Annotated in this window: 15 protein-coding genes; all 15 read left to right on the top strand. The window is 59.1% G+C overall.

The genetic code is table 11. The features are described from left to right. The first annotated feature begins 127 nt into the window (after positions 1 to 127). Positions 128 to 619, top strand: coding sequence for a Fe-S cluster assembly transcriptional regulator IscR (gene iscR, locus NA647_RS09965; RefSeq protein WP_256057539.1), 492 nt, complete (start codon positions 128 to 130; stop codon positions 617 to 619). Positions 620 to 649: 30 nt separating this feature from the next. Continuing rightward, positions 650 to 1,864, top strand: coding sequence for an IscS subfamily cysteine desulfurase (locus NA647_RS09970; protein ID WP_256048063.1), 1,215 nt, complete (start codon positions 650 to 652; stop codon positions 1,862 to 1,864). 42 nt (positions 1,865 to 1,906) lie between these two features. Then, positions 1,907 to 2,299 (top strand): Fe-S cluster assembly scaffold IscU, encoded by a 393-nt coding sequence (gene iscU / locus NA647_RS09975; protein ID WP_256048062.1) that lies wholly within the window; start codon positions 1,907 to 1,909, stop codon positions 2,297 to 2,299. 10 nt (positions 2,300 to 2,309) lie between these two features. Then, entirely contained in the window at positions 2,310 to 2,633 is a 324-nt protein-coding gene (gene iscA / locus NA647_RS09980; RefSeq protein ID WP_131651195.1) for an iron-sulfur cluster assembly protein IscA, read from the top strand. 7 nt (positions 2,634 to 2,640) lie between these two features. Continuing rightward, on the top strand, positions 2,641 to 3,162 hold the full coding sequence (hscB, locus tag NA647_RS09985; protein WP_256057540.1) for a co-chaperone HscB: 522 nt from the start codon (positions 2,641 to 2,643) through the stop codon (positions 3,160 to 3,162). 41 nt (positions 3,163 to 3,203) lie between these two features. Further along, a complete protein-coding gene (gene hscA, locus NA647_RS09990; protein WP_256057541.1) occupies positions 3,204 to 5,066 on the top strand; it encodes a Fe-S protein assembly chaperone HscA in 1,863 nt (620 codons plus the stop codon). A 5-nt stretch (positions 5,067 to 5,071) separates the two neighbouring features. After that, complete coding sequence (fdx, locus tag NA647_RS09995) at positions 5,072 to 5,410, top strand: ISC system 2Fe-2S type ferredoxin (RefSeq protein WP_256057542.1); 339 nt, start codon at positions 5,072 to 5,074, stop codon at positions 5,408 to 5,410. Positions 5,411 to 5,424: 14 nt separating this feature from the next. After that, positions 5,425 to 5,622, top strand: coding sequence for a Fe-S cluster assembly protein IscX (gene iscX, locus NA647_RS10000; RefSeq protein WP_131651198.1), 198 nt, complete (start codon positions 5,425 to 5,427; stop codon positions 5,620 to 5,622). A gap of 229 nt (positions 5,623 to 5,851) precedes the next feature. Further along, positions 5,852 to 6,283, top strand: coding sequence for a nucleoside-diphosphate kinase (gene ndk / locus NA647_RS10005; RefSeq protein WP_021209485.1), 432 nt, complete (start codon positions 5,852 to 5,854; stop codon positions 6,281 to 6,283). Positions 6,284 to 6,303: 20 nt separating this feature from the next. Next, on the top strand, positions 6,304 to 7,452 hold the full coding sequence (rlmN, locus tag NA647_RS10010; RefSeq protein WP_131651199.1) for a 23S rRNA (adenine(2503)-C(2))-methyltransferase RlmN: 1,149 nt from the start codon (positions 6,304 to 6,306) through the stop codon (positions 7,450 to 7,452). Between the two features lie 16 nt (positions 7,453 to 7,468). Next, positions 7,469 to 8,227, top strand: a complete 759-nt coding sequence (pilW, locus tag NA647_RS10015; RefSeq protein ID WP_256057543.1) for a type IV pilus biogenesis/stability protein PilW — start codon at positions 7,469 to 7,471, stop codon at positions 8,225 to 8,227. Continuing rightward, positions 8,224 to 9,228, top strand: a complete 1,005-nt coding sequence (locus tag NA647_RS10020; RefSeq protein WP_256057544.1) for a RodZ domain-containing protein — start codon at positions 8,224 to 8,226, stop codon at positions 9,226 to 9,228. Before pilW ends, NA647_RS10020 begins: the two co-directional genes overlap by 4 nt. A gap of 2 nt (positions 9,229 to 9,230) precedes the next feature. Continuing rightward, entirely contained in the window at positions 9,231 to 10,343 is a 1,113-nt protein-coding gene (gene ispG / locus NA647_RS10025; RefSeq protein ID WP_256057545.1) for a flavodoxin-dependent (E)-4-hydroxy-3-methylbut-2-enyl-diphosphate synthase, read from the top strand. A gap of 13 nt (positions 10,344 to 10,356) precedes the next feature. Continuing rightward, entirely contained in the window at positions 10,357 to 11,640 is a 1,284-nt protein-coding gene (gene hisS / locus NA647_RS10030) for a histidine--tRNA ligase (protein WP_256057546.1), read from the top strand. A gap of 40 nt (positions 11,641 to 11,680) precedes the next feature. Beyond that, positions 11,681 to 12,322, top strand: coding sequence for a YfgM family protein (locus NA647_RS10035; protein ID WP_256057547.1), 642 nt, complete (start codon positions 11,681 to 11,683; stop codon positions 12,320 to 12,322). Positions 12,323 to 12,326: the final 4 nt, after the last annotated feature.

Genomic DNA, 12,326 nt, shown 5'->3' on the forward strand with positions numbered 1-12,326 from the left:
GCGGACTCCGTTCCGGCCTTCGCTTTGCTCAGCAGCTAAAGTCCGAGTGGTTTGATAGGTCTTATAGTTGATCTAAATAGTCGGGTATTGCATACTTGCGCCAAACCATGATGCTTGGTGCAAACCGATGCGATTGACTACCAAAGGCCGTTACGCCGTCACTGCGATGCTCGATCTGGCGCTGCATGCGCAACATGGGCCGGTGTCTCTTGCCGATATATCCGAGCGGCAGGGCATCTCGCTCTCTTACCTTGAACAGCTATTCGCCAAACTGCGCCGTGGCAGTCTGGTTACCAGCGTTCGGGGGCCGGGTGGCGGTTATCAACTTTCCCGCGAAATGGCCGGTATTCAGGTTGCGCAAGTCATCGACGCAGTCAACGAGTCGGTCGATGCCACGCGCTGCCAGGGGCTGGGTGACTGTCATTCGGGTGATACCTGCCTGACCCACCATCTGTGGTGCGATTTGAGTCAGCAGATCCACGAGTTTCTGAGCGGCATCAGTCTGGCGGATCTGGTAATGCGTCGCGAGGTTCAGGAAGTGGCTCTGCGCCAGGATATGCGGCGAGCCAAAGGCCAGATTTCGCAACTGGATAAGATTGAAGCGTCCGCCGTCGAGTGAGCAGGACGACTGCCTGATAGGAGATACCTGATGAAGTTGCCGATTTACCTTGATTATTCCGCTACCACACCGGTCGACCCTCGCGTTGCTGAGAAAATGGTCGAGTGCCTCACTGCTGAAGGTAACTTCGGCAACCCGGCGTCACGCTCCCATGCCTTTGGCTGGAAAGCCGAGGAGGCTGTGGAGAACGCTCGCCGCCAAGTCGCCGAGCTAGTCAATGCGGACCCTCGCGAAATCGTCTGGACCTCGGGTGCCACCGAATCTGACAACCTAGCGATCAAAGGCGTCGCGCATTTCTATGCCTCTAAAGGCAAGCACATCATCACCAGCAAGATCGAGCACAAGGCCGTTTTGGATACGACCCGCCAGCTTGAGCGTGAAGGCTTCGAAGTGACCTACATCGAGCCAGGCGAAGACGGTGTGATCACCCCCGCAATGGTCGAGGCTGCCCTGCGTGATGACACCGTGCTGGTTTCCATCATGCACGTGAACAACGAGATCGGAACGATCAACGATATTGCTGCGATCGGTGAACTCACCCGCTCGCGCGGTGTGCTGTTCCATGTCGACGCCGCTCAGTCCACCGGCAAGGTGGAAATAGACCTGGAGAAGATGAAGGTCGACCTGATGTCCTTCTCCGCACACAAGACCTATGGCCCCAAAGGGGTCGGTGCGCTCTATGTTCGCCGCAAGCCACGTGTGCGCCTCGAAGCGCAGATGCATGGTGGTGGCCATGAGCGCGGCATGCGCTCGGGCACACTGGCAGCACACCAGTCGGTGGGCATGGGCGAGGCGTTCCGCATTGCCAGAGAGGAAATGGCTACCGAGAACGAGCGCATCACTCAGCTGCGTGACCGCTTCTTCAAGCAGGTCGAGCACCTGGAAGAGTTGTATGTAAACGGCAGCATGACGGCGCGGGTTCCGCACAACCTGAATCTGAGTTTCAACTACGTCGAGGGCGAGTCGCTGATCATGGCGCTCAAGGATCTGGCGGTTTCCTCCGGCTCTGCCTGTACCTCTGCCTCACTGGAGCCGTCCTATGTGCTCCGCGCGCTGGGCCGCAACGACGAACTTGCGCACAGCTCGATCCGTTTTACTTTCGGCCGCTTCACTACTGAAGAAGAAGTCGACTACGCCGCGCAGAAAGTCAGCGAGGCGGTTATCAAGTTGCGTGAGCTATCGCCCCTGTGGGACATGTTCAAAGACGGCGTCGATATCTCGAAAGTCGAGTGGGCTGCCCACTGATCCACCGAGCTCCGCATAGCCTGATTCAAAGAGGATTGCACCATGGCATACAGTGACAAGGTCATCGACCATTACGAAAACCCTCGCAATGTCGGCAAATTCGACGCTGAGGACCCATCCATCGGCACCGGCATGGTCGGTGCTCCGGCATGCGGCGACGTGATGCGCCTGCAGATCAAAGTCAACGAGCAGGGCGTCATCGAGGATGCCAAGTTCAAGACCTATGGCTGTGGTTCGGCCATCGCTTCCAGCTCGCTGGCTACCGAGTGGATGAAGGGCAAGACGCTGGAAGAAGCAGAAACCATCAAGAACACTCAGTTGGCCGAAGAGCTGGCGCTGCCGCCGGTGAAGATTCACTGCTCGGTACTGGCGGAAGATGCCATCAAGGCCGCCGTTCGCGACTATCGCGAGAAAAAAGGGTTGCCACAGGTCTAAGGAGGTATCGATGGCTATCAGCATGACAGCCGCTGCTGCCAATCACGTACGTCGCTCCCTCGAAGGGCGCGGCAAAGGGTTGGGCGTCCGATTGGGTGTGCGCACCACCGGGTGTTCCGGTCTGGCCTATGTGCTCGAGTTCGTTGACGAGGCGGCAGTAGAGGACTCGGTGTTCGACAGTCACGGCGTGAAGGTCATCATCGATCCGAAAAGTCTCGTGTACCTCGACGGCACAGAGCTCGACTTCGTTCGGGAAGGGCTGAACGAAGGCTTCAAGTTCAATAATCCCAACGTGCGCGGCGAATGCGGCTGCGGCGAGAGCTTCAACATCTGAGGACGCTGTGGGAACTCTCTGTCACTACGCGCTGTTCGAGTTGCAGCCGGCTTTCGATATTGATGTCGAGGCGCTCTCGTCCCGTTATCGCGAGCTTGCACGCAAGGTTCATCCGGATCGGTTCGCTGATGCTGGAGAGAAAGAGCAGCGTTACGCCATAGAGCGCTCGGCGAATCTGAACGAGGCCTATCAGACGTTGAAAAGCCCGTCGCGCCGGGCCCGTTATCTGCTGACGCTGGAGGGGCGAGATATGCCGCTTGAGGCTACCGTCCAAGATTCCGCCTTTCTGATGCAGCAGATGCAGTGGCGAGAAGAGCTCGAAGAGTTGTATGACGATGGGGATCTCGATGGCGTCGTGTCCTTCAAGGCTCGCCTGAAAGCCGCTCAGCAGCATCTCAATGATTCGTTCGCCCACATATGGCGCGATGAATCGCAGCGCGAGGAGGCGGAACGGCTGGTGCGCCGAATGCAGTTTCTCGACAAGCTGTCGCAGGAAGTGCGCCAGTTGGAAGAGCGCCTCGACGATTAACCCCGCGTAGCGCCAGGCGCTGCGCCCGATATCAGACAGACATGGCCTTACTTCAGATAGCTGAACCCGGACAAAGCCCGCAGCCTCACCAGCGCCGCCTGGCAGTTGGCATCGATCTCGGAACCACCAATTCTCTCGTGGCGGCCCTGCGCAGTGGCGTTACTTCGCCACTGGCCGACGCCGACGGCGAGGTGATTCTGCCTTCCGCGGTGCGTTATCACGCTGATCGCGTTGAGGTGGGGCGCGCAGCTAAGGGGGCGGCCGCCAGTGACCCGTTGAATACCATTGTGTCGGTCAAGCGTCTGTTGGGCCGCGGTATAGGCGATGTGAAACAGCTCGGTGAGCAGTTGCCTTATCGGTTCAGCGAAGGGCAATCGCAGATGCCGTTTATCGAGACGGTTCAGGGCGCTAAGAGTCCGGTTGAGGTATCTGCCGAAATTCTTCGCGCCTTGCGCGAGCGCGCTGAAGCCGTGCTGGGTGGCGAGCTGGTTGGCGCTGTGGTCACGGTTCCGGCGTATTTCGATGATGCGCAACGGCAAGCCACTAAAGACGCCGCGCGGCTGGCCAATCTCAATGTGCTGCGTTTACTCAACGAGCCGACCGCCGCTGCCGTTGCTTATGGTCTTGATCGCGAGGCCGAGGGCGTCGTGGCTATCTATGATCTGGGTGGCGGGACCTTCGATATCTCTATTCTGCGCCTGACGAAAGGTGTGTTCGAGGTGCTGGCGACCGGGGGTGATACCGCGCTTGGCGGTGATGACTTCGACCATGCGGTCGCCGGCTGGATTCTCGCCCAGGCGGGGGCATCCGCGGATCTAGATCCAGGCGCGCAGCGCGCATTATTAAAAGTCGCCTGTGACACCAAGGAGCGGCTCAGCGATGCCGAGTCCGTCGAGGTGCGTTATGGCGGTTGGCAGGGCGTTCTGACGCGCGCGACCTTCAACGAGCTCATCGATCCGATGATTGCTCGCAGCCTTAAGTCCTGCCGGCGCGCGTTACGGGATTCGGCTGTCGAGTTGGAAGATGTTCATGCTGTAGTCATGGTCGGCGGCTCCACTCGGGTGCCGAGAGTCCGTGAACGGGTTGGCGAGATGTTCGGTCGAGATCCGCTGACCGATATCGATCCCGATCAGGTCGTTGCCATCGGCGCGGCGATCCAGGCCGAAACCCTTGCAGGCAACAATCGTGATGGCGAGGAGCTTCTGCTGCTCGACGTGATCCCGTTGTCTCTGGGGCTGGAGACCATGGGTGGTCTGATGGAGAAGATTATCCCGCGCAACACCACGATCCCGGTTGCGCGTGCGCAGGAATTCACCACCTACAAGGATGGTCAGTCGGCCATGATGATTCACGTCCTGCAGGGGGAGCGCGAGCTGATCGCCGACTGCCGCTCGCTGGCTCGCTTCGAGTTGCGTGGCATACCTTCGATGGTGGCGGGCGCGGCGAAGATTCGCGTGACCTTTCAGGTCGATGCCGACGGGCTGCTCAGCGTATCGGCTCGTGAATTGGCATCCGGTGTCGAGTCGAGCATTCAGGTGAAGCCCTCGTATGGGCTGACCGATGGCGAAATCACCCGCATGCTGGAAGATTCTTTTAACAAGGCCGGCGAAGACAAGGCCGCTCGGGCGCTACGTGAACAGCTGGTCGATGCGCAGCGGCTGCTCGAGGCGGTCGACGCTGCCTTGGCTGCAGATGGCGACCGTCTGCTCAGCGATGAGGAGCGCGTCGCGATCGAATCGCAGATGCAGGCGCTGCGTGAGCTGCTTGATAGTCACGACGGCATTGCCATCGAGCGCCAAATCAAGCGCCTGAGCCAGATTACCGATGCCTTTGCCGCGCGCAGGCTAGATTCCACCGTCAAGGCTGCACTGGCTGGACGGCGGCTTAACGATATCGAGGAATGACCCAGATGCCGCAGATTGTTTTCCTGCCCCATGCCGATCATTGTCCGGAAGGGGCTGTGGTGGATGCGCAGCCCGGTGAAACGGTGCTCGATGCCGCGCTGCGAAACGGTATCGATATTGAGCATGCCTGTGAAAAATCCTGTGCATGTACCACCTGCCACGTTGTGATCCGTGAAGGATTTGCCTCTCTGGAAGCTTCCGATGAGCTGGAAGACGACATGCTGGACAAGGCCTGGGGACTCGAGCCCAACTCTCGGCTGTCCTGTCAGGCCGCCGTTGCGGATGCCGATCTGGTGGTCGAGATTCCGAAGTACACCATCAATCAAGTTTCCGAAGGCCATTGAAGGCGAGGTGAACCATGGCGCTTAAATGGGCCGATGTGCTGGACATCGCAATCGAACTGGCCGAATGCAAACCGGATGTGGATCCTCGCTATGTGAATTTCGTCGAGCTGCATCGTTGGGTGGTTGAGCTGCCGGATTTCTCGGACGATCCGAATCGCGGTGGCGAGAAGGTGCTCGAAGCCATACAGGCTGCCTGGATCGAAGAAATCTAGATCAGCAGCAGTTGCAAGCTTTTGGGTAAGGTAGGCTCCAGCCACACCGACAGGGCTCTGGTGGGCTGAAGCCCAACCTACGGTGCTTGAGGCGTCCGTTTGGCATTCAAGCTTCCAGCGCTGTTATCGTCTTCCGCTCCTCCAGCGCTCTTATATTTTCCTTCCCGACCCGCGTATAATTCGCGGGTTTACTCGTTTGCTTTAACCTGTCGATTTCTGGAGTTTTCAAATGGCCCTGCAACGCACTTTTTCCATCATCAAGCCTGACGCTGTCGCCAAGAACGTAATCGGTGAAATCACCTCCCGTTTTGAGAAGGCTGGTCTGCGCGTCGTCGCTTCGAAGATGGTCCAACTGTCCGAGCGTGAAGCTGGCGGTTTCTATGCCGAGCACAGCGAGCGTGGCTTCTTCAAGGATTTGGTTGCTTTCATGGTTTCCGGCCCTGTCATCGTTCAGGTGCTGGAAGGTGAAGACGCCATCGCCAAGAACCGTGAGCTGATGGGTGCCACCAACCCGAAGGAAGCCGCTCCGGGCACTATCCGCGCAGATTTCGCTGTCTCCATCGACGAGAACGCCGTTCACGGTTCTGACTCCGAAGCGTCCGCTGCTCGCGAAATCGCCTATTTCTTCTCCGCCACCGAAGTGTGTGCCCGCATTCGCTGATCAGGCGAAGGTGAATTCAAATGACTGTTACGACCGGTAAAGTAAACCTGCTGGGGCTGACCCAGCCTCAGTTGGAAAGCTTCTTCGATTCAATTGGGGAGAAGCGCTTCCGTGCCGGTCAGGTCATGAAGTGGATTCACCACTTTGGCGTCGATGATTTCGACGCCATGAGCAATATCGGCAAGGCCCTGCGCGAAAAGCTCAAGGCCTCTGCCGAGATACGCGGCCCGGAAATCGTCAGCGAGGACATTTCCAGCGATGGCACCCGCAAGTGGGTGGTTCGCGTCGCCTCGGGCAGTTGTGTCGAAACCGTATACATTCCGCAGAACGGGCGGGGCACGCTGTGCGTCTCTTCGCAGGCTGGCTGCGCGCTGGACTGCAGTTTCTGCTCTACCGGCAAACAAGGTTTCAACAGCAACCTCACGGCCGCCGAGGTGATCGGTCAGGTGTGGATTGCTAACAAGTCGTTCGGCACCATACCGGCGAAAGTCGATCGCGCCATCACTAACGTGGTGATGATGGGCATGGGCGAGCCTTTGCTGAACTTCGACAACGTCGTCGCCGCCATGCAGATCATGATGGATGATCTGGGATATGGCATTTCCAAGCGCAAGGTGACGCTCTCGACATCTGGTGTCGTACCGATGATCGATGAACTCTCCAAAGTCATCGACGTGTCGCTGGCGCTGTCGCTGCATGCGCCGAACGATGCGCTGCGTGACCAGTTGGTGCCTATCAACAAGAAGTACCCATTGGAGATGCTGCTTGCTGCTTGCCAGCGCTATATCTCGAATCTGGGTGAGAAGCGCGTGCTCACCATCGAGTACACGCTTTTGCAAGGTGTCAACGATCAGCCCGAGCATGCCGAGCAAATGATCGCGTTGCTGGCGAAAATCCCCTGCAAGATCAATTTGATCCCTTTCAACCCCTTCCCGCATTCCGGATATGAGAGGCCGAGCAACAACGCCATCCGCCGTTTCCAGGACATCCTGCATAAAGCTGGGCACAATGTAACGGTGCGTACCACTCGCGGCGAAGATATCGATGCAGCCTGCGGCCAGCTGGTGGGTCAGGTGATGGATCGGACGCGTCGTAGCGAGCGCTATATCGCGGTGCGCGAGTTGCAATCCGAGCCAGTGACGGCGTCCGTTGCTTCCAACCGTTCCTGAGGAGGGGATATTGCTGATGACCGTGCGCGTTGCGCTGCTGTTTGTCTTTGCCGGCTTCATGGCTGGCTGTGTATCTTCCGGGACGGGTAATCCGTTGCAAACCTCTGAAGGGCGCAACGAAGCGCGAGATGCCTATATTCAGCTTGGCATCGGCTATTTGCAGCAAGGTGAAGGCTCGCGTGCCAAGACGCCGCTGCGTAAGGCGCTCGAGCTGGATCCAGGTAGTGCGGACGCCCATGCGGCGCTGGCTCTCGTATTTCAGAACGAGATGGAATACCAGTTGGCCGACGAGCATTACCGTAAGGCACTATCCAGCCGCAACGATGCACGTATCCTGAACAACTACGGCAGTTTCCTGTTCGAGCAGAAGCGTTATCAAGAAGCCATGGAGCGTTTTGCGAAAGCGTCCGAGGATAACCTCTACCCCGAGCGCTCGCATGTCTTCCAGAACATGGGCATGACTGCGCTGAAGCTCGGCCAGCGCGAGCAGGCCGAAGCCTATTTCACCCGCGCTCTTCGCCTCGACAGCCGTCAGCCACGGGCTCTTCTCGAACTTGCACTATTGGCCTACGAGGCCCAGCAGTACGTGCCGGCAAAACGTTATTACGACGGATTCAGTAGTCTTTCCGAGCAAAACGCCCGCAGTTTGCTGCTGGGTATTCGTCTGGCAAGGATTCATCAGGACCGGGATCAGGCAGCAAGCCTCGGCCTGCAACTCAAGCGCCTGTACCCAGGTACGCCTGAATATCAACAGTTTCTTTCGGAGCAACGATGATAGCGCCACATTCAGAAGCCGCTGCCCCGACACTGGCCAACCCAGGCGAGACGCTCCGCGCCGCGCGGGAAAGCAAGGACTGGTCGCTTTCTTCGGTGGCGAAGCAGCTCAATCTGTCGGAGCGCTCGCTCATCCAGATCGAGGCCGGTGATTTCAGTCAGCTGCCTGGCCATACTTTTGCGCGCGGCTACGTTCGGGCATATGCCAAGCTCCTGGGGCTGGATCAGGCTCTGTTAGTGCAGCAGTTCGATCAGCATACTGGTACGGATGCGAGTGGTAGCAGCGTCAACAGCCTGGGTCACATTGATCAGCCCGTGCGCTTGTCGCGCAGCATGGTGCGCTTCTTCACGTTTCTTCTGACGCTTGTAATTGGCGCCGGCGCTTTTTTCTGGTGGCAGGACCGATCGGCTCGTAACGAGTCCGGCCCATCGGTCACGGCACTGGAGCGGATCGAGGTCGAGGCGGCCGACGGTACCACTGAGATTCATTTGCTGGATCGAGCCGAGGATCCGGTTGAGCTTGCTATCGACGAGCCGACCGATTCAGTGCCGCCTACGGTGAGTGACCAAGGGCAAAGCTCTGAAACTGTAACCCTCGCGTCGGACCAGCAGCCGGCAGCCGAGATGCCTGCCGAGATGCCTATTGAAGCACCTGCGGAGCAGGGCGAGCCTGTTTCTTCCGCTGAAGTATCCGCGGCGCCTGCCCAATCAGCCGATGTTGCAGTGGCTCCAGTGGCCGAAGCGGAGTCGATCGTGCCGGGAGAAGGCCGCCTGACGCTTGAGTACACCGCTGACTGCTGGACCCGAGTAACCGATGCGAACGGCAAGGTACTTTACAGCGGGTTGGAAAAGGCTGGCAGCAGTCGCACTTTGGTTGGCGAGACCCCGCTGGACCTGCACCTGGGCTTTGCCTCCGGTGTGCAAGTCAGCTTCAACGGGGAAGCCGTCAATCTTTCTGGCAAAACGCGTGGCGAGACCGCGCGCCTCAAGCTCGGACCGTAATTATGCACAGTGAATCCCCCATCAAGCGCCGCCACACCCGAAAGATTTGGGTTGGCGGCGTACCGGTCGGTGGCGACGCGCCTATCGCCGTGCAGAGTATGACCAATACCGAAACCTGCGACGTCGACGCGACTGTCGCACAGATCCAGCGGCTGCAGGATGCGGGTGCGGACATCGTTCGGGTCTCCGTGCCCTCGATGGATGCGGCTGAGGCGTTCGGCAAGATCAAGCAGCGCGTCGGTTTGCCGCTGGTGGCAGACATCCATTTCGACTATCAGATTGCCCTGCGGGTCGCTGAGCTTGGCGTCGACTGCCTGCGCATCAACCCCGGCAACATCGGTCGGGAAGATCGTGTGCGGGCCGTGGTCGAAGCCGCACGCGACCGCGGAATCCCGATCCGCATTGGCGTTAATGCCGGGTCGCTGGAAAAAGACCTGCAGAAAAAATACGGCGAGCCGACACCCGAGGCATTGGTGGAATCGGCTTTGCGCCATGTCGAGCATCTCGACCGGCTGAACTTCCCAGACTTCAAGGTCAGCGTAAAGGCTTCCGATGTGTTCATGGCCGTTGCCGCGTACCGGCTGCTGGCAGACAAGATCGAGCAGCCGTTGCACCTGGGCATCACTGAAGCAGGTGGCTTGCGCTCCGGGACGGTGAAGTCTGCGGTAGGGCTGGGCATGCTGCTGGCCGAAGGCATCGGCGACACCATCCGTATTTCGCTTGCGGCCGACCCGGTGGAAGAAATCAAGGTCGGTTTCGATATCCTCAAATCGCTGCGTCTGCGTTCGCGTGGCATCAACTTCATCGCCTGCCCGAGCTGCTCGCGGCAGAACTTCGATGTGGTCAAGACCATGAACGAACTCGAAGGGCGGTTGGACGATTTGCTGGTGCCGATGGACGTGGCGGTGATTGGTTGCGTCGTGAACGGTCCCGGAGAAGCCAAGGAAGCGCATATCGGTCTGACCGGCGGCACGCCCAACAACCTCATCTATATCGACGGCAAGCCGGCGCAGAAGCTGAACAACGAAAATCTGGTCGACGAGTTGGAACAGCTGATTCGTCGCAAGGCCAGCGAGAAGGCCGAGGCCGACGCCGCTCTGATTGTGCGTGGCTGATTAAGGAACCGAATTGAGCAAGTCCCTGCAAGCCATTCGTGGCATGAACGATATTCTGCCGGCGCAGACGCCGGTGTGGCGCTATCTGGAATCGACCTTTGCGCGTCTGCTCGACAGCTATGGTTACAGCGAGATCCGCCTGCCCATCCTCGAGTTCACCGACCTGTTCGCCCGCGGCATCGGCGAGGGAACCGATGTGGTCGATAAGGAGATGTACACCTTCCTCGATCGTAACGAAGAGTCGCTGACCCTGCGCCCCGAGGGCACGGCCGGCTGCGTCCGCGCCGTGCTCGAACATGGCATGACCGGTGGCGGTCAGGTACAGAAACTCTGGTATGCCGGTCCGATGTTCCGTTATGAGAAGCCGCAGAAGGGCCGCTATCGTCAGTTCCACCAGATTGGCGTGGAGGTGTTCAATCAGCCCGGCCCCGACGTCGATGCCGAATTGATCGTACTCACGGCCCGACTGTGGAAGAAGCTCGGCATGTCCGATGCGGTCACGCTGCAGCTGAACAGCCTGGGCTCCAGCGAGGCGCGCGCAACCTATCGAGATGCCCTTGTCGCTTATCTGCAGCAGCATTTCGAACAGCTAGACGAAGACAGCCAGCGCCGTTTGACCAGTAATCCCTTGCGCATTCTGGATAGCAAGAACGCTCAGACTCAGGCTTTGCTGGCTGATGCGCCGACATTGCATGACTACCTGGACGACGAGTCGCGTATTCATTTCGAAGGGCTCAAGGCCCGCCTCGAAGCGGCAGGAATCGCCTATGAGATCAATCCGAAGCTTGTCCGTGGCCTGGATTACTACGGCCGCACCGTATTCGAGTGGGTGACCGATAAACTGGGGTCGCAAGGCACGGTGTGTGCGGGTGGCCGCTACGACGGCCTGGTCAGCCAGTTTGGCGGTAAGCCAACGCCGGGCGTGGGCTTTGCAATGGGTATCGAGCGCCTGGTGCTGCTGCTGGAAACGCTTGAGCTGGTCCCGGAAGAGCTCAACCAGCCGGCGCACGCATTCATCTGTGCGTTCGGCGGGCCGGCGGAGCTTGCGGCACTGGCCCTGGCCGAACGCCTTCGTGACGCTTTGCCTGGTCTTCGTCTGCTGGTCAACGCCGGCGGCGGCAGCTTCAAAAGTCAGTTCAAGAAGGCTGACAAGAGCGGGGCACGTTTCGCGCTGATTCTGGGTGACGACGAACTGGCCGCGCGCGTGGTAGGTTGCAAGCCGCTGCGCGACGACAGCGAACAACAAAGCATTGCCTGGGATGCTCTACCCGAGCGTCTGGCTGCCTGTCTCGATTGATCGGACAGGTCTGAATTCAGCGATTGAAAGGAGTGACGGTGTGACCTCGGGTACCGAAGAAGAACAGCTGGCGCAGATCAAGGACTGGTGGCAGCGTAACGGCAAGCCTTTGCTGTTGGGGGGCATACTCGCGCTGGTGCTGGTGTTTGGTTGGCAGTTCTGGCAAAAGCATCAACTCAATCAGGCACATAACGCCTCGGCCGTCTATCAACAGTTGCTCAATGCCGCGCTGAATGAGGGTGCGGTGGATAACGCCGAAGTGTCGCGCCTGGGCAATCTGCTGCAGAAAGAATTTGCCGGCACGCAGTACGCGCAGTACGGCAGCCTCTTCGTAGCCAAAGTGGCGGTGGAGTCCGGCCGTCTCGATGAAGCCGCAACAGAGTTGCGGAGCGTGCTGGACAAGCCCGCTGACAAGACGCTCGAAGAACTGGCCCGCCAGCGCCTCGCTCGCATTCTGGCCGCGCAGGATAAGGCTGAAGAGGGACTCGCATTGCTGCAAGGTGAGGCTCTCGAAGCATTCGCTGCCAGTCGTGAAGAGTTGCGAGGCGATCTGCTGGTCAGGCTGGGGCGGTATGACGAAGCCCACGCTGCCTATACCAAGGCCAAAGAAGTGCTGTCACAAGACGCCGCAATCGGCGGTCTGCAGCTGAAACTGGACGACCTGGCTCGTGGAGAGGCATGAATTG

Source organism: Stutzerimonas stutzeri (assembly GCF_024448985.1).
In the GTDB taxonomy this organism is placed as follows: Bacteria; Pseudomonadota; Gammaproteobacteria; order Pseudomonadales; family Pseudomonadaceae; genus Stutzerimonas; species Stutzerimonas stutzeri_AP.